The sequence below is a fragment of the Anaeromicrobium sp. genome, from assembly GCF_025210435.1.
Classification (GTDB): domain Bacteria; phylum Bacillota; class Clostridia; order Peptostreptococcales; family Thermotaleaceae; genus Anaeromicrobium.
On the sequence record NZ_JAOART010000054.1, the window covers coordinates 1 to 21,879 of the forward strand.

Sequence of the window (21,879 nt, forward strand, 5' to 3'; positions counted from 1 at the left end):
AAAATCTTTGGAACCCTGGAACGTCACAACATCCTATTCTACTCCAACATGACACGTGAACCTATATACGAAGATTCACACTTTCGCTTGTGACAAGGACTTGGGTGGAAAAGATTTTCAATATATTTTCCTGAAATAGGCCCGCATAAAGCAAGTTTATACACCAGAAATCTATAGTGGTATAACAATATGCGCTATATATGTTAGGCATATATAATTGAATCATTTACTGAGAGTGTCTTTATTGGTAAAAATATCCTTTTAAAATGAAAATAGCACTCCCAACCCCTATCATAAAGATAAGAGTCAGAGTGCTTAAGTTTCCCATAAAATACTCACATTACACCATTATCATAGTATAGTTCATTACCTATAAAAACAGATTCTGAACAAGCCCCAGTTCTTTAATTTATTGATTTTCAAAACTACTTTTGCCTATATATGTGGATTTGCACAAAATCTGCACATCTTAATAAGATTTTAGCATATCTTGCCTCGTTCACAGTCTACTAACAATTTTTACTTCTCATATATGCATTTTCATGTAATCATGGCACATATTTGTATACTTTGCTAGTATACAAGCATTTTACTTAATTATTGAAAAATTATATCCTTTGCGATTTGTTGTAAAACTTTAGCTGTTTCTTCTTCCACATCACCATAATAATTTAAACCAACTGGACTTTCATCAAATAATAATCCATAGAAAACACATGCAGAAAGATATGTACCTGCTGGTGATGGATGTTTCAGGTCTTCATCCCAAAGTTCAATATTAGGATATTTTTCAGCTGCCCTCATCCATGCTATCCCTACTGGTGCCATCATAGCATCTAATTCATCAGCTATTTTAATATAACTATTAGCTAATTGTGTTTGCATTTCTTCACGTGTAGTTGATACTTTTATATTTCCACCATCAATATTATCTCCATTTTTATAGGCCCATGTCATGAAGAATACAGTTTGTCCATCTGCTTTTTTTATCATTTCATCTAATTTTCTTGCATTAGGATACATGACTTCTTCTGTCATATTTTCAAAGGTTGGAATTCGACTTTGCTCTTGTAATATTACATAATCCCATTTACTATCATTTAAAGCTGAAGTTAATAGACTCCCCAATTCATCATTAGGGTCAGCAAATAATTCAAGTCTATATCCTCCTTCAGAGAGTTCACTAACATTTGGTGTGAATCCACCACTTTCAGCAAGATTTAAAAATGTACTTGGTAAGTCATTACAAAAGGTAAAACTATTACCTACAAAAAGTATATTAGCATCTTCTTTAATAGGTTTACTTGCCTTTTTCAAATTCACCTTTTGAGAAAAATCAAGTACTTCTATTTTAGTCGATTCACTACTAGTACTTTTACTAAGGCTACAACCTGAAATTAAAATCCCCATAGCCAATATTAATACAAAATAAATTATGTTCTTTCTTTTCATCTCTTTACCTTCTTTCATCTTTGAATAAATTTTTTGTCCCATTGTAAATTTTTCATATAGGTTCATAATGCTTCGTTTTTTTACAATTCCCCCCCTGTAAATCATTCCCTATTAAATCTAGTAGAATATATTTTATATACAATAGGCTCATATACTCTATTTCAATATGCACCCACAACAATAGCTATTAAACATAAAAATAAATACATACATATACAAATACTAGTAAAAATAATTGTTCCTATTATTTTCTTCAACTTATAGTCCTTTTCTACTTCTTCTAGAGCCTGATCTTTTTTCTCTAAACACAATTCAACATTCAATTCTTCTTTTGGTAGTTTTTTTAGCTCTACTATTGTATTACTTCCTTTTAAATAACATATTTCTATTTTATCTTCCTTTTTAAAGTCTTTACACATGGGTACACAAAAACACTCAAATACTTTAGGACCTGGATTTGTTAAACACTTTCTTTTTCTCTTAGGTGCTTTTATCTCATTCATTCGACGATTATGCTCGATTACACTTTGCTGATACTCAGTATAAAAGCGCATTGTTACACGTTTCATTTTATAAGATCGTATTTTCTCAATAATCCAATCTTCTTTATCGGATAGTCTTTTTGAATTATGGTAAGAAAATACGTACAGTACTTCTTTTGATACTTTTCTAAATAATATATCGTGTAAATATTTATAATATCCTTCAGCACAATTCCAACTCATGGCTATGATTGTTAATGCTACTAGTACTACGAACCGTACAACATCATCCTTTGTAAGCATGTAACCAATAACCACAGATATTATAGTAAGCATAAATCCTATTTGTAAATAATAATTAACGATCTTTTTACATCTTCCATAAAGTTTCCATCTACTCATCTTCACGTTTATATACTCCTTTTATAAAGATTTACAGCTACTACATAAGAAATACACTGGGGTTTACATTCCCTTATTTTGGACAAAACCATATTAATTTTATTTTTTTATGGGAAATATATAAAAACTTATCTTAAATGCTCCCACCACTATAATAAAAAAAATAAAACTGATCCACATATGTCCACCTTCAGCAAATGCAAGTACTATTGCCAATCCTAATATATAGCATATGTACATGCCAAAATTTCTAGCTCTCTCTTTCATAACTAATGCTTCTGGTGTGTTATTGGCACTAGAATTCGTATTACATCTTTCTTTCCTTTTATACGCCATAAACCTTTTAACAGATTTATGGAATATAAACTGTAACATTACAATTGTATTTATAACTACAAAAATCGTATTAGGGCTTAGAGTATTCATATTATCTTCCCAAAATATATATCCCACCTTTAATTGAAAATCCTTTAAAGAAAGAATTATTCCTAATAGAAAGAATACTATCATAACCCATCTTGCCCATTCATGTCCTTTATATAGTTTCATTCCTATAATTCCAATTATTATCTCATTTATTATTATGAGTGCTACTATAGTAATATTTGATATGTCTAAGCTTAATATATTTATAAGCATTATAATATTAACAATTCCAAATAGTATCCCAATAACTATACTTAACCCAACCATTCTTTGTCCCTTTAGTAAACTTTCATCCATTTTCCTATCTCCTTAATCTAAATTTACTAATTATTTTAGTCTTATTTTTTTATGGAAAAATTAATAGTTAATTACTTGTATTCTCTAATAAATTAACTTTTCAATGAAAATATGTATAAATAATCTTCCTATACAAATATGCTATTGTATATTATTTAAGCACTCATTTCTCTCTACATTTTAACATAATTATACATTTTTTTACAATAAGCATAAAGTACCCATTAGTAACAGACTTTGTTGCAAAATATAAAAAAATTATTTCTTAGTCTTTTAGTATCACCAAGACATAGGTTAAATTCACCTCTCCCTTATATGAAAAATTCCATCTAAATAATTAAAAAGATGTGACTAATTTTAGCCACATCTTTGTCTTATCTATTTTTTAATTTTGAAAGAACTCTTTAAAGCTACAATTCTATTAAATACTAATTTTTCATCATTAGAGTACTTAGAATCCACGTTAAAATATCCATGTCTAAAAAATTGGAACTTGTCTTGTGCCTTTGATTCAGCCATATTTGGCTCAATGAAACCTTGTAATATTTCCATAGAGTTAGGGTTTATACAATCTAAGAAATCTTTTCCTGATTCTTGTGCTTCATCTAATAATAGTGGTTCATATAATCTAAATTCAGTTGGTAACGCACTCTTAGCGTCTACCCAGTGAAGCGTACCCTTTACTTTTCTTCCAGTAAATCCTGTACCACTCTTAGTTTCTGGGTCATACGTACAGTGAATTTCTACTATATTTCCATCTTCATCTTTAATCACATCATTACACTTAATGAAGTATGCATGCTTTAATCTTACTTCATTTCCAGGGTATAATCTATGATACTTCTTTGGAGGTTCTTCCATGAAGTCTTCTTGTTCTATATATATTTCTCTTGAGAATGGAATCATTCTAGTTCCCATTTCTGGATTCTCTGGGTTAACTTCTGCTTCAAGCATTTCTACTTGATCTTCTGGATAGTTTGTTATAACTACTTTAAGAGGTCTTAATACACCCATAGTTCTAGGAGCTTTTAACTTTAAGTCTTCCCTTATGAAATGCTCAAGCATTTGAGAATCTACAGTAGAGTTATTTTTAGCAATTCCAATTTCCTTAGCAAAGGTTCTTATGGACTCAGGAGTATATCCTCTTCTTCTAAGACCCGATATAGTAGGCATTCTTGGGTCATCCCATCCATCTACCACATTTTCATCTACTAATAATTTTAATTTTCTCTTACTCATAACCGTATTTGTCATGTTAAGTCTTGCAAATTCGTATTGATTTGGCACACATTCCATTTCACATTCTCTTACAGCCCAATCATAAAGTGGTCTATGATCTTCAAACTCTAATGAACATAATGAATGGGTTACTCCCTCTATGGCATCCTCTAGTGGATGGGCATAATCATACATAGGATAAATACACCAGTCATCTCCCGTGTTATGATGAGTTGTATGAACTGTACGATAGATAACAGGATCTCTCATATTTAAATTAGGAGAAGCCATATCAATCTTAGCTCTTAATACCTTTTCTCCATCTTCAAATTCACCCTTTTTCATACGCTCAAATAAATCTAAGTTTTCTTCCACAGATCTATTTCTATAAGGACTTTCCTTACCTGGTTCCGTTAAAGATCCACGATATTCTCTAATTTCCTCAGCAGTTAAATCACATACAAAGGCTTTACCCTTTTTAATTAATAATAGGGCTCTATCATACATTTCTTGGAAATAGTTTGATGCATAATATAATCCATCCCAATGAAACCCTAACCACTCTACATCTTTTTTTATAGACTCAACATATTCCACATCTTCTTTTACTGGATTAGTATCATCAAAACGTAAATAAGTCTTACCTTGAAATTCATCTGCCAGTTCAAAGTTTAAGCATATGGCCTTTGCGTGGCCTATATGTAAATAGCCATTTGGCTCTGGTGGGAAACGTGTGACTATTTCCTTATGTTTTCCTGACTTTAAATCATCAATAATTATATTCCTTATAAAATTTGAAGGAACATGATTATTCTCCATCGTCTAACAACTCCTTTTAAGTTTAAATATAATCTTTATATAATGGGACCTAATAGTACATATTGTACTAGAAAGACGCATGTATTTATTCCATTTATACAAATATATCACAAAAATTGTCTCTTTTCCAGCTTGGAAGAGCCTACTCATAGACATATAGAAAAAAATACTAACATTATATTAGTATTTTTTTCTATATGGCAAATAATTATTATATTTTTTTATATGCTTTTTACCATTTTTCTATTTCTTTTCTCTCTGGTTTCTTATTGTTTTGTATCTTATGCCTAATGGCTAGTATATTACCTATATGATCTAAGTCTACATCCATTTGAACCATAAGTACCATAAGATGATATACTAAATCTCCTATTTCTTCTTTTAAGTTATCTCTATTACCCTTACTAGCCTCTATTATGGTTTCAGTACATTCTTCTCCAACTTTTTTTAATATTTTATCTATTCCCTTTTCAAACAAATAGGAAGTGTATGAACCCTCTTTAGGATTATCCCTTCTATTTTCTATTGTCTCATATAGACCTTTAAGTATATTATTCTCCATATAATCACCCTAATATTTTAGTATAGAAACAAGATTTTGTTCCCGTATGACAGGCTACTCCATCTTGCTTTACCCCTATTAAAATAGTATCCCTATCACAATCAATATAAACTTCCTTCACATGCTGAAAATTTCCTGATGACTCTCCCTTGTTCCATAACTTTTGTCTAGACCTACTGTAAAACCAAGTTTTTTTAGTATCTATAGTCCTTTTAAAAGATTCTTCGTTCATGTAAGCTAACATTAAAACTTTCCCACTTTCATAATCTTGTATAATAGCGGGAACTAATCCCTTTGAAAAATCTATATTGTATTCATTCATATTAATCACAACCTTACAGGAATGTTTTTTTCATTCAAATATTCTTTAACCTTTTTTACAGTAGATTCCCTGTAGTGAAAAATAGAAGCTGCTAAGGCTGCATCCACATTACATTTGTCAAAGACTTCATGAAAATCCTCTATTTTACCACATCCACCAGAAGCTATTACAGGTATATTAACTCCATCACAGACAGCCTTTGTAAGCTCCATGTCAAATCCACCTTTAGTTCCATCTCCATCCATACTAGTTAAAAGTATTTCTCCAGCCCCAAGGGATTCTACCTTTTTAGCCCACTGTACTAAATCCATACCCGTATCTACACTTCCACCTTTTACATACACATTCCATCCCTTATCATTTGCTCTCCTTTTCCCATCTATGGCCACTACTATGGCTTGACTTCCAAATATTTTAGCTCCCTCTGTTATTAACTTAGGATTTCTAACAGCACTAGAATTTATAGATACCTTATCAGCCCCAGCCCTCAATATATTTTTCATATCCTCCACTGTACTTATTCCTCCACCTACAGTCAGTGGAATAAACACTTCCTTAGCCGTATTTCTCACCACATCTAACATAATATTTCTACCTTCTTTAGATGCAGTTATGTCTAAAAACACGATTTCATCTGCCTTATGCCCATTATACTCCTTAGCAATTTCCACAGGATCTCCCACATCCTCAAGTCCCACAAAGTTTACCCCCTTAACAACCCTCCCCATCTTCACATCCAAACAGGGAATTATTCTCTTAGTAAGCACCTCAATCATCCCTCCACTCTCATAACTCTTTCTGATCTTTTAATCAATTTATTATATCTAGATTTATCAGCACTAAACTTTCCTTATACAGTAACTTGCCTATAAGGGAAAATATATTGAAAATCTTTGGAACCCTGGAACGTCACAACAGCATATGCTACTCCAGCATGACACGTGAACCTATCTACGAAGATTCACACTTTGGCTTGTGACAAGGACTTGGGTGGAAAAGATTTTCAATATATTTTCCTGAAATAGGCCCGCATAAAGCAAGTTTATACACCAGAAATCCATAGTAACTTAACTTCTAAACATTTTTACTCATATTACCCAAGTAAGTCCACATACCTCAACTTAAAACAATTCACTTATTAATGAAAATAGCCTCATCCAACTTTACTTTCCCCTTATATATGGCCTTACCTACTATGGCACCATAAAAATCCTTCTCCCTTAAAGTCTTTAAATCATCCAAAGAACTTATTCCCCCTGATGCTACTATATGCATATTTGTATTTTCCTTTAGTTTAACCAACCCATCCACATTAGGCCCCTTTAGTGTTCCATCCTTACTAATGTCTGTATATATAATAGTCCTAACTCCTATATTTTCCATTTCCTTAGCAAAATCTATATAATTGATAGAACTCACATCAGTCCATCCATCCACTGCCACATAACCATCCTTAGCATCTATTCCAACGGCCACCCTATTTCCATATTTCTCTAAAGCTTTTATTAAAAATTCCTTATCCCTAATGGCACTAGTCCCAAGTATGACACGAGCAACTCCCATATCCATTAATCTTTCCACTTTGCTCATATGCCTAATTCCTCCACCTATTTGAACAGGAATGTTTATACTCTCAACTATATTTCCCATTATCTCTAAATTTCCTGATTCCCCCTTTAGGGCTCCATCTAAATCCACCATATGTAAAAATTCTGCCCCTAACATTTCAAATTCTTTAGCAATTCTCAAGGGATTATCTTCCACAATTTCCATCTTATTAAAATCTCCCTGATATAACCTTACACACTTTCCTCCCTTTATATCTATAGCTGGAAATATTATCATTTTACTCCCTCCCAAAAATTCCTTAATAATCTCATACCTACTGCTCCACTTTTTTCAGGGTGAAATTGCATACCATATATATTTCCCTTACTAACTATGGCTGGTATTTTTATTCCATAGTCACAATAGGCATCTACCACAGGATCTAATGTATCTGCATAATAGGAGTGAACAAAATACACATACTCATTATCTATATCCTTTAATATTTCGTTTTTATTAGTTATTTTTATATTATTCCAACCTATATGGGGAACCTTATAATCCACTTCTAGCTTTTTAATAGTTCCCTTTAATAGGCCTAATCCTTCTGTTTCTTTTACCTCTTGACCCTTTTCAAACAATATTTGCATCCCCAAACAAATTCCTAATATGGCCTTTTTACGACTTTCTTCCTTAATAAGTTTATCAAGACCCATATCTTTCATATTTTTCATGGCATCATAAAAGGCTCCCACCCCTGGAATTAATATGGCCTTGGATTTTTTTATTTCTTCTTTATTATTAGTTATTATAAAGGGAATATCTAAATAATTTAGGGAATTGGAAACACTTTGTAAGTTCCCCATCCCATAATCTATTACACTAATCATATTCTCACTCCTTAAACTTCAATTGATCCCTTTGTAGATAATAAAGTATCTTCTATAATTACAGCTTCCTTTAGGGCCCTCCCAAATCCTTTAAACAGACTTTCTGCCTTGTGGTGATTATTTTTCCCATACAATATATTAAAGTGGCCAGTTATTTTACTGTTATATACTAAACTCCTAAAAAACTCTTCTATCATTTCCGTATCTAAATCTCCAATTGTTTCCACAGTAAATTCACCATTAAATACTAAATAGGGTCTTCCACTTATATCTAGTGAAATAAATGACAAGGTCTCATCCATAGGTGTATAGGCAGTGGCATATCTCTTTAATTTAATATTTTTCTTTAAGGCTTTATTAATAGCACAACCTAACCCAATAGCCACATCTTCCACAGTATGATGACAATCCACATTTAAATCCCCTTTGGCCTTCACATCTAAATCAAAGTTTCCATGTTTAGCAAATAACTCCAGCATATGATCTAAAAATCCTATTCCCGTATCTACAAAATACTTCCCACTACCATCTAGATTTATATCCACCTTTATGTCAGTTTCTCCCGTCTTTCTTTCTAACTTCCCAATCCTACTCATTTTAACCTCTCCTAAATTTTCAAAAGTTCATGTAAAAGCCTTTCATTATCTTTTTCACTTCCTATTGTAATTCTGAAATAATCTTTCAATTTTCCACTAAAATTACGAACTCTAATTCCCCTATCTAAAAGTTTTTCATATATACGATCTGCATAATCACTTTTAATAAATATGAAGTTTCCATTAGGTTTTACACACTGTAGATTTTTATTACCTTTTAATTTTTCATATACCCTATCCCTTTCTTTTAATAGCCTATCTATATTTTCATATATTACTTCCCTATTTTGAAAAACTACTTTCCCCAATTCTCCACTTAATCCACTCACATTAAAGGGAGACTTTGCCTTTAAGATTTCATTTTTTAAGGCCTTATTACATATACAAAATCCTAATCTCAAAAAAGCTAAACCTAAAGCCTTAGAACAAGTCCTTAGTACTATTAAATTTTCAAATTCATTAACTAGATCCACCACAGATTCACTTGCAAATTCCATATATGCTTCATCTATAACCACTAGACAATTTACACCCTTTAATAATTTTATTATGTCACTGCGGCCAATTATCTTACCCGTTGGATTGTTAGGATTAGATAAAATAAATAGGTCACATTTAGACTCATTTATATTTTCTATTATTAAATCAACATATATTTCATCCATTGTATAGTCATATATTTCCTTGAAGTTTATACTTAATAGTTGAGAGTATACTTTATACATTGAAAAGTCGGGAAAAACCGTTCCTAATGTATCACCCCTATTTAAAAAGGCATTCATTATAACTCCAATAAGTTCATCAGACCCATTACCAGCCACTATATTAGACTCATCTACACCTATGTACTTTCCATACAATCTGCATAGTTCTTCACAAGAACCATCTGGATACCTATTTAAACTTACCTTTTTAATAACCTTTGCCATTTCATCTTTTATTTTCTCTTCATATTCTATGAAGCTTTCATTAGCATCTAACTTTATTTCATATTTTTCTTTTTCCACTTCATAGGGTTGTAAATTTTTTAGGTCTTCCCTTTTAAACGTACTCATTCTTCCAACCTCACTTTAATAGAATTTCCATGTCCATCTAACCCCTCCACATTGGCAAAATTAATTATATTTTCCCCAATATTCTCAAGAGCTTCCTTTGAATAATATATATAACTAGATTTTTTTATAAAATCGTCTACACCAAGTGGTGAGAAAAATCTTGCCGTTGTATTTGTAGGTAACACGTGATTTGGACCTGCCATATAATCTCCTAGGGGCTCGGGTGAATAGGCACCTAAAAATACTGAACCTGCATTTTTTATTTGCCCTAAGTATACAAATGGATCTTTCACCATTAACTCCAAATGTTCTGGACCTATTTTATTAGCTACCTCTATGGCTTTTTCCATATTTTTTACTACTATTATTACTCCATAATCATTTAAAGATTTTTCTATAATCTCTTTTCTATTTCTTTCCTCAATCTGTCTCCTTAATTCCACTTGAACCTTCTTACCTAATTCCTCACTAGTAGTTACTAATATGGATGATGCCAATTCATCATGCTCTGCTTGAGATATTAAATCAGCACTTACAAACTTTTCATTTGCATATTCATCTCCTATAACTAATATTTCACTAGGACCTGCTATCATATCTATATCTACATTTCCAAATACCTGCTTCTTAGCTAGGGCCACATAAATATTTCCAGGACCTACTATCTTATCTACTTTGTCAATAGATTCTGTTCCATAGGCTAAAGCTCCTATTGCCTGAACTCCACCTACCTTATATATGTTATCTACTCCTGCCATATATGCTGCTGCCAGTACAACTTGGTTAACTTTACCCTCCCTATCTGGTGGCGTTACCATGATCACCTCTTCTACCCCTGCAACCTTTGTAGGTATTACATTCATAAGTACAGAGGATGGATAGGTTGCCTTTCCACCAGGTACATATACTCCAACTCTTTTTAGAGGTCTAATTTGCTGACCTAATATGATTCCCTCTTTTCCATTGTCAATCCATGAGTTCCTAAGTTGTCTTTGGTGAAAGTTTTTAATATTTTCTATGCTAATTTTTAATGCATCTATATAGGATTTATCTGCCTTTTCATAGGCCCTTTTCATTTCTTCCCTAGATACTTTAAAATCCTTTAATAATACCCCATCAAACTTATAAGTATATTCTAAAAGGGCCCTGTCCCCCTGGTCTTTCACGTCCTTTAATATTTTATCCACATCTTTTAACACATGCTCTTGAACCTGATTATCTCTATTTTTCAAAGTATCTATGTACTTCTCTATCTCAATTTCCGTTTTTAATATGTTCACCCTAGGGCCTCCTCTCCATAATTGTCTAAGTAGTTTTCTAACTTTCTAATAATAGAAGATATTTGATCCTTTTTCATTTTCATACTGGCCTTATTAACTATCATTCTGGCACTTACATGACATATTTCATCTATTATTATTAATCCATTCTCCTTTAAGGTTCTACCCGTTTGTACTATGTCCACAATAGCATCTGTTAATCCTAGTATTGGAGCTATTTCCACAGACCCTTCTATACGAATTATTTCCACATCTTCTCCTCTATCTACAAAATACTTTCTAGCCACATTAGGATATTTTGTAGCTATCTTTTTTCTCTTATAAGAGCCATCTAATTTAAATTCTGGTGTAGATGCTAAGGCAAACCTACATCCTCCTACTTTTAAATCCAATACTTCATAAAAATCTCTTGTTTCCTCTAAGATAGTATCCTTTCCTACTATGCCCATATCTGCTGCACCGTGTTCCACATAAGTAAGTACATCTTTAGCCTTCACCAGTATGAACTCTAAAGTATCATCATCACTTTTAAAAATTATTTTTCTGCCCTTATTTTCCAGTTCCTTTGAATCTATACCAATACTTTTAAATATCTTAATACTTTCCCTCTCAAGCCTTCCCTTAGTCAAGGCCACACGCACTAGAGACAACTTTACTCCCCCTTTAAAAAATCAACTACCTTATCATAATGAATTTCTATAGTTTCTTCATTCCCTCTTATGTATACCATCTCTAATGAGCTAATTTCTATTAAATAATCATATGATTTCTCATTAAAATATTTAATACAATCATATTTAGAATCTAATAAGCACATTTCTACCTTATAAGTATATTTTAGCTCTTTATAAAAGTAACTTGCCTCTTTTATAAAATCACTTTCGTACCAAATTAATATTTTCTTATTCTTAACCTTATCTTCCACATGTACCAATTGAGCTAATGAATCTATATTTATAGCCATACCCGTTGCTGGCATTTTCTCTCCAAAGGTTTCAAATAATTTATCATATCTACCACCACTTAAAACTATTTCTCCTAAATTATTCACATAGCCCTTTAATACAATGCCTGTGTAGTAACTCATATCCTGTATCATACCTAAGTCTATGGATAAGTATTTAGATAATCCTAATGAATCTACAAGATAATAAATATTCTTAATTTCTTCTAAAGCATCCTTTTCATCCTTATCTTCTATTAAACTTTCCACTTCATGGATAATATCCATATTTCCAAATAGATTAGGGAGCTTAGTGAATAAATCAATGTATTTATCATCAAGATTCATATGTTTATCTTTCAAAAACTTCTTAATTCCTAAAGAATTCTTATTCTCCACAAGTTCCTTTAGCTCTTTTTCCTTTTCTCTATTAAGATTTAATTTTTTAGTTATGGCCCCATAAAAACCACTGTGACCTATCTCTATTTTAAATTCACTAAATCCAAGTTCCCTAAGTGTACTTATGGCTGTTACTATTACTTCCACATCTGCCTTTATACTTGAAGAACCTATTATTTCAATGCCCCCCTGAGTAAATTCATTTAATTTTCCCTTTAAACTTTCATTGATTCTATAAACATTACAAGTATAAAAAACCTTTGTAGGAGTGATTATACTCTTCATTCTTGAAGATATTATCCGTGCAATAGGGAGGGTCATATCAGGTCTTAAAACCAATATATTGCCCTTCCTATCTAGTAGCTTATACATAACCTCTTCACTTATAGGCCAATGTCCTTCATTAAATAAATTATAAAATTCTAATGTGGGAGATATGATTTCATCATACCCCCTGTTCCTAAAGACATTTCTTATGGTCGATTCTATCCTCTTCTTTTCCCTCGCCTCAGAGAATAATACATCCCTAACTCCATCCGTAGTCACCCTCATATCTATAATTTCCTTTCATAATTCTTTTTTATATCCACTTCATCACTTTAGCGTGATAAAGTGGATATAAAAAAGAATAACAGTTGAACTAGTCAACTGTCAAGTGTTTTTTTGTATTCTTTATTCACATATTATAGATTTGTAAACTCTAAACTTTCCCTATACAGTAACTTGCCTATAAGGGACAATATATTGAAAATTTTTGAAACCCTGGAACGTCACAACATCCTATGCTACTCCAACATGATACATGAACCTATATACGAAGATTCACACTTTCGCTTGTGACAAGGACTTGGGTGGAAAAGATTTTCAATAGTTTCCTGAAATAGGCTCACATAAAGCAAGTTTATACACCAGAAATCTATAGATATTCACATTTCCTTCTTTTATAATAAACAGGTCTCAAATTACAACTACTGGCCAATTCCATTGCCCCTTTAAAATTAGAACCTATACTATCTGTAGTATGTCCATCAGAGCCTATAGTTACAGTTTTGCCACCTAGTTCATGAAATCTTTTATAAATATTAAATAACTCATCTAAAGTATTCCTATTACCAAGTCTTCTCGTATTTATTTCTAAAGACTTTTCTCTCATTGCCACTTCCCTTAATATTTCATCTATTATTTCCCTATGGTCATTATAATATATTTCCCTATCATCATACCTTGCATATCTTCCTATATAATCTATATGTGCTAAACTATCTATGAACTCATTTTCCCTAACCCCATCTAACATACCGTTAAAATACTCTAAGTAAGCCTCCCTTTTACTTTTTTCCAAATAAAATTTTTCTTCATATATGTCTACACTATTTACCACGTGAATAGATCCTAGTACATAATCAAAATCATAATTTTTTTCTAAATTCCTATTTTCTTCTATCACATCAGATCTCAAACCCATTTCTATTCCCAATAATACCTTATCACTTCTATATTTTTCATATCTATTAAAAAAATCATCCACATCAAATACAAATAAATTGTCTTTAGGATATTTTATATCCATATGATCTGTTACTATCATTCCCATACCTAATGCCTTAGCTCTTTTTATAGCATCTTCTATAGGCATATTACAATCACCAGATATACTAGTATGTACATGTGTATCAAACATAGTACCCTCCTTTTGAAAATATAAGATATATTTTATCATATTAATTCTAGGAGTCAATCTTTTTTAATTTTCCTACACGAAAAAAGTAAGGCATATAAAAAAATAAACTAGTCAGATCCCTGAGGAATTTGGATTATTTTCAAGGCATGGGGAGTGAACATATTAAACATATATGAGCGATTCCATAACAAAGAAAATGATTCAAATAACCAGTAAAATGACTAATTTATTTTTTGAATATGCCTAACTACCTAAATAGGTAATTACTTTCCATAATAAGTCATATTTTTTATAACATTAAAGCTCCTATAACACCAAATATTACAAGTGGAATATTATAGTGAAGGAATGTTGGTACACATGTGTCCCAAATATGGTCATGCTGTCCATCTACACTTAATCCTGATGTAGGTCCTAATGTACTATCTGATGCTGGTGAACCTGCATCTCCTAATGCAGCTGCCGTACCTATTAGTATGGCTGTAGCAAGGGGACTAAAGTTTAACTTTAAACAAAGGGGTACGTAAATAGTTGCTATAATTGGAATAGTTCCAAAGGAAGTACCTATTCCCATAGTTATAAACAAGCCTATTAAAATCATTACTACAGCACCTAATAATTTACTTCCACCAATAATACTAGCAGTTAAAGTTACTAGACTGTCTACACCACCAGTTTCTCTTATGACACTACCATAACCTGCTGCCACTAACATAACAAAGGCTATGAATCCCATCATTTTTATACCGCCGCCCATCATCTCATCCATCTCAGTCCATTTAATAGCTCCACCAATAATCATAATTAATAGTCCTACTAAAGCTCCAAGGGGTAGTGATCCTATAGTAAGCTGTATGACTAATGCAGCCAATGCTCCTACTAATGCTACACAATGATTCTTCCCAAATTCAATGTCTTTTTCCATAGTGACAGCCACTTCATCAGAAGCAGTTACATCTTCATATTCTCTAGGCTTTCTGTATGTTATAAGTACTGCCACTAATAAACCAACTAACATTCCAAGACCTGGCATCCACATACCCTTCCATACGGCTGTTTTTGCAATTGCCATTCCATTGTTAGTCATTTCATCAGCTATTATTCCGTGAAATATTAGTCCAAATCCAATAGGTAGGGCAATATATGGAGTTTTAAGTCCAAATGTTAAAGCACAAGCAACTGCCCTTCTATCTAATTTTAATTTATTCATTACTCCTAATAGTGGAGGTATTAATATTGGAATAAATGCAATATGAACAGGTATTACATTTTGAGAAAAACAACTTATAAAGGCAATTATAAAAACTAATATTTTTCCTCTTCCAGCAATTGCTGAAGCTATATTTTTAGATAAAATAGTAGCTAAACCAGTTTTATTTACTGCCACAGCTAATGCTCCTAGTAGCACATAACTTAAGGCAGTTTCCGCATTTCCACCCATACCACCAATTAAAATACCCATTACTTCAGATAATGGTATGCCCGCTAATAATCCTCCAACAAGACCAGAGATTATTAGGGATATGATTACATTCATTTTGCAAAGACATAATATGGTCATTACAAATACTGATATTACAACTGGATTTGTTAACATAAAATTCTCCCCCTTATTCTTTTTTATCATACTGCCAACAAATTTCCTTTAATGATTTTATTGACAGATTGATTTCAATGCTTAATATTCACTTTGTCATACAAGGGCTTTTGCGATCCTTTATTATCTAATCAAGATTGTGAAATTTGCCATGCCTCATACTTCATTTTTGCATTTTTTCATAAGTAAAAGGTTTTCACAGTCACACAATGCCACTTTCATTTTCTGACATTTCCTTTTTCAGACTTTTCCAACTCTAATTATATGATAATATTTTCATACATAATTTGTCAATTGTTTGAATATATATCCCAACAACTTACAGTGCTATCACTTTATTTATGCAAAGCAATTCGGCACTCCCTCTTTATCCCTTCTCCATTTTATCACATTAAAGTGCTATAGTTAAAAATAAAGTATATTCAATATTTTCTGTATATTTATCCATAAATTTATAATGCTAATTTATTCTACTGAAGGATTCTACATTCTTACGTTCTTAATATTTGAGAAAAAAACAAGCTCTAAATTGACATTTTCAACTATCAATTTAGAGCTTGTTTTTATGGATTATATCCTTGCCACACCCGATTCTCTAGCGGCCCTTTTAACTGCCTGTGCCACATTATCTGCAACAGTTTTATCAAAGGCCTTTGGTAATATATGATCTGTACTTAAATCTTCTTCCTTCACCGTATTAGCTACTGCGTAAGCTGCTGCTATTTTCATTTCTTCATTTATGTCACTTGCTCTAACATCTAGTGCACCCCTAAATACACCTGGGAATGCTAATACATTATTAACCTGGTTAGGGAAATCACTTCTTCCAGTTCCCATAATATAAGCCCCTGCCTCTTTAGCTAAATCAGGCATAATTTCTGGTACTGGATTTGCCATGGCAAATATGATTGATTTTTCATTCATAGAACTTACCATTTCCTTCGTTACAATATTAGGTGCAGAAACTCCTATGAACAAGTCTTTTCCCCCCATAATATGTCCTAAATCTCCCTTTTCATTATTTTTATTAGTTATCTTAGCCATTTCCTTTTGAGCCCAGTTAATATCAGGGCTATCTAGTGTTATGGCTCCATTAATATCACTCATTACTACATTTTTAATTCCCATATTCAATAATAGTTTAGTTATGGCAATACCTGCAGAACCAGCCCCATTCACAACGGCTTCTATATCTTCAATTTTCTTATCTACTAATTTTAATGCATTTATTACCCCTGCTGCCACTACTATGGCTGTACCATGCTGATCGTCATGGAATACGGGAATATCTAATATTTCCTTTAATTTAGATTCTATTTCAAAACATCTTGGCGCTGCTATATCCTCTAAATTTACTCCACCAAATACAGGTTCCATAAGTTTTACAGTTTTCACTATCTCATCCACATCTTGAGTATCTAAACAAATAGGAAATGCATCCACATCTCCGAATGCTTTAAATAGTACGGCCTTCCCTTCCATAACTGGGATAGATGCACTAGGACCTATATCTCCAAGGCCTAATACGGCACTTCCATCACTAACTACAGCTACTAAATTTCCCTTTGATGTATATCTATACACGTCATCTTTATTTTTATGTATTTCTCTACAAGGCTGAGCTACTCCTGGAGTATATGCTGTAGATAAATCATCCTTATTTTTAACTTGAACTTTACTTGCTACAGCTATTTTACCCTTCTTTTCCTCATGGATTTCTAGTGCTAATTTATTGTAATCAGGCATATTAACTCCTCCTATTTTTCGTATTTTGCTCTTTCTGTCTTATATACATTATTTCCTTCACTATCTATTACAGCTATAACTGGAAAATCCTCCACCCTTAATTTTCTTATGGCTTCTGGGCCTAAATCCTCATAAGCAACAATTTCTACTTCCTTTATGGAATCAGCGATTAATGCTCCAGCTCCTCCTATGGCAGCAAAATAAATGGCTCCATACTCTTTCATACCGTCTACTACTTCTTCACTTCTAGTTCCCTTACCTATCATACCATTTAATCCTAGTTTCAACAAAGGTATAGTTAAATCATCCATCCTATAACTAGTAGTAGGCCCTGCCGAACCAATTACTGCCCCTGGCTTTGCAGGTGCAGGTCCCACATAATATATTATTTGATCTTTCACATTAAATGGTAATTCTTCCCCTTTATTTAATGATTCTATTAATCTTCCATGGGCCGCATCTCTTCCCGTATATATGGTTCCCGTAATATATACAGTATCTCCAGCCTTTATATCCTTAACCTTTTCTTCCGTTAAAGGTGTTGTTATTCTTTTTATACACATATTATTTCCTCCCCCTATATAACTCTTTCTTCATGTCTTGAAGCATGACAATTAATATTAACAGCCACAGGTAATCCTGCTATGTGAGTAGGGAAGGTTTCCACATTTACTGTTAAGGCAGTAGTTCTACCCCCTAAGCCCTGTGGTCCTATACCTAAATTATTAATCTTTTCAATTAGTATTTCTTCTATCTCTTTTATGTGCTCTTTACTACTTGCCTCCCCTATCGGTCTAAGTAATGCCCTTTTAGCCATGTTACAGGCCTTATCTATCGTTCCCCCAATTCCAACACCTACTACTATAGGAGGACAGGGATTAGGACCTGCTTGAGACACTGCCTCTACTACAAAATCAATTACACCATTCATTCCATCTGATGGTTTTAACATTTTAGTCTTACTCATATTTTCACTACCAAATCCCTTTGGAGCCACAGTAATCTTTATTTTATCTCCAGGCACCATGTCATAGTAGATTACAGCAGGCGTATTATCCCTAGTATTTTCTCTAATTAAAGGGTCCTTAACTACAGATTTTCTTAAATATCCCTCTGTATATCCCCTGCGAACACCTTCATTTATGGCATCAGTAATTAAGCCCCCTGTTATATGTACATCTTGTCCAACTTCCACAAATACCACTGCCATTCCCGTATCTTGACACATGGGAACTTGATTATCCTTAGCTATATTAGCATTTTTAATTAAATTATCAATTATTCCCCTACCTATAGGTGATTCTTCCCTTTCCTTAGCACAATTAAATGCATCCATCACATCTTTACCTAGATTATAATTTGCACTCATGCACATTTCCTTCACAGACCCTATAATTTCATCAATATGAATTTCTCTCAACAATAATCCCTCCCGCTTAATCTTTTCTTCTTAATTTTAACAAATTTTCTATAATTTTTCGACAACTTAGATTATTTTCATTATAAATTTATCAAATCAAAGCTTTCCCTATAAAGTAACTTGCCTACTAAGGAAAAAATTTTCAATGGTTTCCTGAAGTAGGCTCACACAAAGCCAGAAATGATAAGTTCAATAATTAAAGGTTAAGAGATTGTCTCCCTTAACCTTTAAACCTATGCCCCAAAGGGCTCATTTAACTCCTCTGTTCCCTCAAGTACAAATCTTCCATCCCTTATGATCTCTATTTCTTCCTTATCCTTACTTATAACCACTATAGTATCTAAGGATTCATAAGGAAGGGTTATATCCGTATGGCAATTTGTATAAGCTTCGTTTATATTAGTTTTTCTAAGTAATGATTTTTCATTATCCCTGGCTATAATCTCCTTTTTATCTAAGAAATTATAAACAGGCGTATCTTCTGCCCAAGAAAAGCATGTATCACCTACTGCAAAATGGGGTCCCATCTTTTCTATTATTAGGATAGGTAATTTATCCATAATGTCATATTTTTTAGCTATCACATAGGCTAATGTATTGGTTCCTATGGCAAACTCCCCCAGTGGTAGAGTATTATGTGGGAATATTAAATTTTCCTTTATATATTCCTTATTTTCTTCTTCCTTTTTAAAGTTTGTACAAGAATATTCAGTTATGTATCCATCTTGAAACTTTAATTTTAGATTATAATATCTAAACCCATCTAGATATATATCTTCCACATGTAGTATCCCATTAGTATCCCTTAAAATTGGAGACGTGAATACTTCTCCTAATGGAATGTTAACATCGGCCACACAATTTACAAAGTTAGTCTCCTTTTCCGGGTTTTTTATTTCATGCATTTTCACATATATATCCGTAGTATTTCCATCTTTACCCTTAATATGGACAAATTCACCCTTGTCTAGGGCATCTATTATATGTTGTTGAATTCTTTCATATTTATTATTATCTAGCATATTAATCTTTATTATCTCTTCAAATATTTCTTCAAAGTTATTCCCTATATCTGGAGTTGGGAAGGCCACTATACAAAAACTTCTTTCCTTTTCTGGAATATATTCCTCTATAGTTTTTCTAAGTTCATTTCTCATGTTTTGGTATAAACCTAATTGATCATCTGATAATTTCAATCTCTCTTTTTTACTACTTGGTGAAAAGGGCTCTTCTCCAAATCTTTCTATAAACAATATTCCAGAGTAATCTTTTAATTTTTCTTCATTTTCCTTAACTTGACTCTTAAGGCTTTTTACATATGATTTTTCATACTCTGAGTTTAAGTAAATAGCATTATCAAATTTATGGTCATAATCAAATTGTTTGTTGTACTCTGTAGATTGGACTTCTGCCACAAATCCATTTAAGTTATTATCTTTCAGTTTTTTAATTATTTCCCTAGTTATTCTTTCCTGTCCCACATTAGCTACAATTCTTACATTATGCCTCTTTGTAATATCCTTATTATCCCTAACAAAGCCTTCTATATAGGCTTTCACAATACTATCACTTAAGGTATCTATTTTTTCTTCTTCATAACCATTTAAAAATTTAGCCGTATTAATTTCATTATCACTTATGTATTTTCCATATTTAAACAAATAGGACAAATCATTTAAATCAGATTCCATGACTATATTAGTATAAAAATCAAAATCTAAATTATAAGTTTCTTTAAAGAATAGATCATTATTAACCTCTAATGAACCTGTTACATGCTCACCCATTAAATATTTAAACTTTTCATAGCTTAATTCTTCACTCTCATGATTATTATAAACCTTTATGAAAAACTCATTTAATTCATTTATTTTAAATAATTTTCCTTTAAATATGTAATCTACATAATTTAAGTACTTATTATAAAAGGCACAAAAGACCTGTCCTATTCCATCTCCTAATCTTTCAACTGCAAATGTAGGATTTGAATAGGAATTATCATAGTTTTTTCCTACTAACTCATCATATAGACTATTATTGTCTTTTCTAAGTTTTTCAATTGAGTTCTTAAAGTATTCTCCATTAATTTCCTTATTAAACTCCACTAACCTTAATATTAACTTTGCCGTATGATGAAAAAATTCATCTACAGCATCCTTTGAATCCTGGGTTTTTTCCTTTATATTTTTTATTTCCTCTAGTTTCTCTTCATATGCATCCATAGATCCATTGTACACTTTATATATATCCATACTACCCCTCCATCATGTCTTATTTTGAAACAATCCTATATATTCAATTTTAACCATTTATATCTATTATAAATCTTTTTCTTTAAAATTTCACTAATATAGATTTCTTGGTTTTAAAATTGCTTTATACATTTACCTTTATGAAAAAACATGGAATTAATTTTATTAGGTTAGTCGTTGGTCGTTAGTAGTTAGTGGTTTTAACGAAAGACGACTAACGACTTACCAAATCTAACAAACCCTTTAATTACCAAAAACATTTTTGTATAAAATTAATTTATTACTACGAAATCTATATAGATTTCTTGGTTTTAAATTTGTTTTATACAGTAACTTGCCTATAAGGGAAAATATATTGAAAATCTTTGGAACCCTGGAACGTCACAACATCCTATTCTACTCCAACATGACACATGAACCTATATACGAAGATTCACACTTTCGCTTGTGACAAGGACTTGGGTGGAAAAGATTTTCAATATATTTTCCTGA

General features: G+C 32.0%; 20 protein-coding genes. All 20 read right to left on the reverse strand.

The window, feature by feature from the left end; all coding sequences use genetic code 11:
- Positions 1-597 precede the first annotated feature (597 nt).
- A complete protein-coding gene (locus tag N4A57_RS06410) occupies positions 598-1,518 on the reverse strand; it encodes a DUF4886 domain-containing protein (RefSeq protein WP_293656952.1) in 921 nt (306 codons plus the stop codon).
- 95 nt (positions 1,519-1,613) lie between these two features.
- On the reverse strand, positions 1,614-2,342 hold the full coding sequence (locus tag N4A57_RS06415) for a hypothetical protein (RefSeq protein WP_293656953.1): 729 nt from the start codon (positions 2,340-2,342) through the stop codon (positions 1,614-1,616).
- Positions 2,343-2,435: 93 nt separating this feature from the next.
- Positions 2,436-3,059, reverse strand: coding sequence for a hypothetical protein (locus N4A57_RS06420; RefSeq protein WP_293656954.1), 624 nt, complete (start codon positions 3,057-3,059; stop codon positions 2,436-2,438).
- Between the two features lie 378 nt (positions 3,060-3,437).
- A complete protein-coding gene (locus tag N4A57_RS06425; RefSeq protein ID WP_293656955.1) occupies positions 3,438-5,096 on the reverse strand; it encodes a glutamine--tRNA ligase/YqeY domain fusion protein in 1,659 nt (552 codons plus the stop codon).
- A 232-nt stretch (positions 5,097-5,328) separates the two neighbouring features.
- On the reverse strand, positions 5,329-5,658 hold the full coding sequence (hisE, locus tag N4A57_RS06430) for a phosphoribosyl-ATP diphosphatase (RefSeq protein WP_293656956.1): 330 nt from the start codon (positions 5,656-5,658) through the stop codon (positions 5,329-5,331).
- A gap of 4 nt (positions 5,659-5,662) precedes the next feature.
- Positions 5,663-5,980, reverse strand: coding sequence for a phosphoribosyl-AMP cyclohydrolase (hisI, locus tag N4A57_RS06435; RefSeq protein ID WP_293656957.1), 318 nt, complete (start codon positions 5,978-5,980; stop codon positions 5,663-5,665).
- Positions 5,981-5,985: 5 nt separating this feature from the next.
- The gene (hisF, locus tag N4A57_RS06440) at positions 5,986-6,756 is read right to left on the reverse strand and encodes an imidazole glycerol phosphate synthase subunit HisF (RefSeq protein WP_330671471.1); all 771 of its coding nucleotides are present in this window, start codon (positions 6,754-6,756) and stop codon (positions 5,986-5,988) included.
- Between the two features lie 355 nt (positions 6,757-7,111).
- Entirely contained in the window at positions 7,112-7,825 is a 714-nt protein-coding gene (gene hisA / locus N4A57_RS06445) for a 1-(5-phosphoribosyl)-5-[(5-phosphoribosylamino)methylideneamino]imidazole-4-carboxamide isomerase (RefSeq protein WP_293656958.1), read from the reverse strand.
- Positions 7,822-8,418 carry an imidazole glycerol phosphate synthase subunit HisH gene (hisH, locus tag N4A57_RS06450; RefSeq protein WP_293656959.1) on the reverse strand — a complete coding sequence of 199 codons (597 nt, stop codon included), beginning with the start codon at positions 8,416-8,418 and terminating at the stop codon, positions 7,822-7,824. The genes hisA and hisH overlap by 4 nt, the downstream gene beginning before the upstream one ends.
- Positions 8,419-8,429: 11 nt before the next feature.
- Entirely contained in the window at positions 8,430-9,014 is a 585-nt protein-coding gene (hisB, locus tag N4A57_RS06455) for an imidazoleglycerol-phosphate dehydratase HisB (protein ID WP_293656960.1), read from the reverse strand.
- 11 nt (positions 9,015-9,025) lie between these two features.
- Positions 9,026-10,069 (reverse strand): histidinol-phosphate transaminase, encoded by a 1,044-nt coding sequence (gene hisC, locus N4A57_RS06460; RefSeq protein WP_293656961.1) that lies wholly within the window; start codon positions 10,067-10,069, stop codon positions 9,026-9,028.
- On the reverse strand, positions 10,066-11,349 hold the full coding sequence (hisD, locus tag N4A57_RS06465) for a histidinol dehydrogenase (RefSeq protein WP_293656962.1): 1,284 nt from the start codon (positions 11,347-11,349) through the stop codon (positions 10,066-10,068). Before hisD ends, hisC begins: the two co-directional genes overlap by 4 nt.
- On the reverse strand, positions 11,346-11,990 hold the full coding sequence (gene hisG / locus N4A57_RS06470; protein ID WP_330671472.1) for an ATP phosphoribosyltransferase: 645 nt from the start codon (positions 11,988-11,990) through the stop codon (positions 11,346-11,348). The genes hisD and hisG overlap by 4 nt, the downstream gene beginning before the upstream one ends.
- 11 nt (positions 11,991-12,001) lie before the next feature.
- Positions 12,002-13,243 carry an ATP phosphoribosyltransferase regulatory subunit gene (gene hisZ, locus N4A57_RS06475; RefSeq protein WP_293656965.1) on the reverse strand — a complete coding sequence of 414 codons (1,242 nt, stop codon included), beginning with the start codon at positions 13,241-13,243 and terminating at the stop codon, positions 12,002-12,004.
- 364 nt (positions 13,244-13,607) lie between these two features.
- Complete coding sequence (locus N4A57_RS06480) at positions 13,608-14,372, reverse strand: histidinol phosphate phosphatase (RefSeq protein WP_293656967.1); 765 nt, start codon at positions 14,370-14,372, stop codon at positions 13,608-13,610.
- A 289-nt stretch (positions 14,373-14,661) separates the two neighbouring features.
- Positions 14,662-15,969 (reverse strand): Na+/H+ antiporter family protein, encoded by a 1,308-nt coding sequence (locus N4A57_RS06485; protein ID WP_293656968.1) that lies wholly within the window; start codon positions 15,967-15,969, stop codon positions 14,662-14,664.
- A 570-nt stretch (positions 15,970-16,539) separates the two neighbouring features.
- On the reverse strand, positions 16,540-17,715 hold the full coding sequence (locus tag N4A57_RS06490) for an NAD(P)-dependent malic enzyme (RefSeq protein WP_293656969.1): 1,176 nt from the start codon (positions 17,713-17,715) through the stop codon (positions 16,540-16,542).
- An 11-nt stretch (positions 17,716-17,726) separates the two neighbouring features.
- Positions 17,727-18,272 (reverse strand): Fe-S-containing hydro-lyase, encoded by a 546-nt coding sequence (locus N4A57_RS06495; RefSeq protein ID WP_334303720.1) that lies wholly within the window; start codon positions 18,270-18,272, stop codon positions 17,727-17,729.
- A 20-nt stretch (positions 18,273-18,292) separates the two neighbouring features.
- Positions 18,293-19,135 carry a fumarate hydratase gene (locus tag N4A57_RS06500; protein WP_293656971.1) on the reverse strand — a complete coding sequence of 281 codons (843 nt, stop codon included), beginning with the start codon at positions 19,133-19,135 and terminating at the stop codon, positions 18,293-18,295.
- 233 nt (positions 19,136-19,368) lie between these two features.
- Positions 19,369-21,387, reverse strand: coding sequence for an aminopeptidase (locus tag N4A57_RS06505; protein ID WP_293656973.1), 2,019 nt, complete (start codon positions 21,385-21,387; stop codon positions 19,369-19,371).
- Between the last annotated feature and the right edge of the window lie 492 nt (positions 21,388-21,879).